Annotated in this window: 3 protein-coding genes; all 3 read right to left on the bottom strand. The window is 65.0% G+C overall.

What is annotated here, in order from left to right; all coding sequences use genetic code 11:
• A partial coding sequence (locus tag QOC76_RS08665) for a hypothetical protein (RefSeq protein ID WP_526356234.1) occupies positions 1 to 408 on the bottom strand: 408 nt, incomplete at its 3' end.
• A gap of 63 nt (positions 409 to 471) precedes the next feature.
• Positions 472 to 1,260: an IS21-like element helper ATPase IstB gene (gene istB, locus QOC76_RS08660; RefSeq protein WP_526356232.1), complete on the bottom strand. Its 789-nt coding sequence runs from the start codon at positions 1,258 to 1,260 to the stop codon at positions 472 to 474.
• Positions 1,257 to 2,498, bottom strand: coding sequence for an IS21 family transposase (gene istA / locus QOC76_RS08655; RefSeq protein ID WP_526356230.1), 1,242 nt, complete (start codon positions 2,496 to 2,498; stop codon positions 1,257 to 1,259). Before istA ends, istB begins: the two co-directional genes overlap by 4 nt.
• Positions 2,499 to 2,643 lie beyond the last annotated feature (145 nt).

Genomic DNA, 2,643 nt, shown 5'->3' with positions numbered 1-2,643 from the left:
CTCGCTTGATCCACGGGAATAGCGGCCTTTGGCGTTCGCCAGAAGTACCCACCGCCGCAGCTGCGCTGACTCATCGGGGTTGAGCTGGTAGTCGCGCTTATGCCCAAAATACGAGAGGGTCACGAGGATAAAGGGGGAAGCCATCAGAGCTGGACTGTCGATCTCTGCGTTTCGTCGGAGGTAGTTGAGTGCGAATTGCATGCCGCGTTTGCACTCCTCCCATGCCGACTGAAGCCGTGCGGTTTTGAGGCTGCTAACCACCAAGAAGCGTGATTGGCCTGTGGCAATTGCGACCATGTTCCTGAGATGGATCGAGAGCTCGACTGGAAAGCCGGATCGCGCGCATTCGTGCTCGAACTGTTGGAAGATGGCTAGCGCGCCACGCCATTTCGAAGTGACCTGTGCCAACTGTTGACGACGGTCGAAATCTAGGCCAGAAGCGACGGTGAAAAGTAGGCCACGTGGTCGTGGTTATTGTGCCGTGTTGTCTGCTCTGGCGGAGGGCAAGGTGTCGATTCCGGTGTCCTTGAGCCGATAGCTGGAGCCCTTGAGGGTCAGGACGTCGGCGTGGTGCACGATGCGGTCGATCATCGCTGCGGCCACGACTTGGTCACCGAACACGTCGCCCCACCGGGCGAAGGGCAGATTCGAGGTCAGGATCAGCGAGGCGTGTTCGTAACGGCTGGAGACCAGTTGAAAGAACAGGTTCGCAGCGTCCTGCTCGAACGGGATGTAGCCGACCTCGTCGACGACGAGCAATCCGATGCGCCGCAGCTTGACCAACTCAGCCGGGAGCCGGCCGGCGTTGTGGGCGGCCTTCAGGCGGGCGACCCAATCCACCGCGGTGGCGAACGCGATGCGATGCCCGGTTTGAGCGGCCTTGACCGCCAATCCGATGGCGAGGTGGGTCTTGCCGGTGCCGGGTGGCCCGAGGAGGACGACGTTGGAGGCCTTCGCCAGGAACGCGCCGGTGCCGAGGTGGGCGATCATGTCCCGATTCAGCGCTGGTTGGTGATCGAAGTTGAAGTCCTCCAAAGACTTCCGGGTCGGAAACCCGGCGGAGCGGATGCGGGTCGCCGCGCCGGAGGCTTCGCGGGCCGAGACTTCCCGGGACAGGACCGCCGCCAGATACTCTTCGTGTGTCCAGCCGTCGTCGCGGGCCTGCTCGGCCAGTCGGGCAGCGGCGTCGCGGATACGTGGCGCCTTGAGGGCCTGGGCGTAGTGCAGGACGGCCTTCATCGGGTCCTCGGCCACGCTCATGCCACCTCGCCATCGGAAGTGACTGCGCCAGTGGCAAAGTCGACGCCGAAGGCGCGGTCGTAGTCGGCGAGGTCCCGCACCAGCTGATCACCTGGCGCAGGTGACGGGCCGGCTTGAAACTGTCGACGCAACGTCGCAGCGATTGCGACGTGAGCGGGGTCGGTCAGGGTCTGTCGCGCCGCCCAGCAGCGGTCATGAACCGCCAGCAGGCGCCCTGATCGAGTCACGGTCACCTGAGCCAAGGTGGCGGTCACGTCGACGAGTTGACCGATCGCGCTCGGGTCGACGGAGTAGTCATTTCCGGCGACCCGCACGTAGTAGTCGCGTCCCAGCCGCACCGAGGTCAGCGTCTCGGTGACCGGCGGCACCGGTGGCAGCGCCAACATGTGGGCTCGATCGGGATCGAGGAAGTCGACCGGACGACCATCCAACACACGCACCCGACGGCTGTTGGCGGTCGGAAGCCACAGTCGCAGTTGATCATTGAAGTCCTGCGGTGAGGCGAAGCTCCGGCCGGGCAGGAACGAGGTCTCCAGATAACGGTTGGCCCGCTCCACCATCCCCTTCGATTCGGGATCATAGGGTTTGAGTTGCACCAGCCGCGACCCCAGCGTGCCCATCAGCGCGGTGACCGGATCGGTCAACCGGCCGCGACGACCGATCCCGGCTTCGTTGTCCCACCACAGCTCACGGGGCACCGCGGTGAAGTTCTGCGAGAGCAGCTGCCACATCCCGGCCACCAGGTCCATGGTCTGGCGCGACGGCAGCATCACCGCGGCGATGAACCGGGAGAACGCCGCGACCATCACCAGCACCGGCAGCATCGCCTCCTGGCCGAACCCCACCGGAATCTTCGGCGCCGGGAACCACAGGTCGCACTGGATCACCCGACCCGGCGGATGCTCGAGCCGGTCGACCGGATCTGCCGGCAGGTACTCCGGGCGGATCGCCCGGACCCGCTCCCGGAACCAGGAGATCGAGCCGGACCACCCGACCCGCTCGGCGATGACCGTCGCCGGCATCGCGGGATAGGCCGACAACAACGCCCGGATCCGCGGCTCCACCTCGTTGATCGCCGACGGCGACGAGGCACGCTCATACTTCGGCGGGCCGTCGCTGGCCAGCGCACTGGCCACCGTGTCTCGCGCGATGCTCAGCTGCCGTGCGATAGCCCGCTGCGACAGCCCTTCGCTGCGGTGAAGATGCCGGATCAAGGCCCAGTCTTCCAAGGAGATCACCCATCCAATCTGATTGGGTGGCCTACTTTTCAACCGTCGCGACTGGCCGGGTCTTCAACCGTCGTCAACACCACGACCGGGACACGCCCTTGCGGATCGATTTCCCCGACATCGCCAAGGAGTTGCATCCCACCAAAAACGATGG

The sequence above is a fragment of the Mycobacterium sp. genome (assembly GCF_032159565.1).
In the GTDB taxonomy this organism is placed as follows: domain Bacteria; phylum Actinomycetota; class Actinomycetes; order Mycobacteriales; family Mycobacteriaceae; genus Mycobacterium.
This window is presented reverse-complemented; position numbering and strand designations above follow the sequence as displayed.

Coding starts and splice junctions, on each gene's coding strand:
- istB (WP_526356232.1), bottom strand. CDS start 1,260: ATGAGCGTGGCCGAGGACCCGATGAAGGCCGTCCTGCACTACGCCCAG.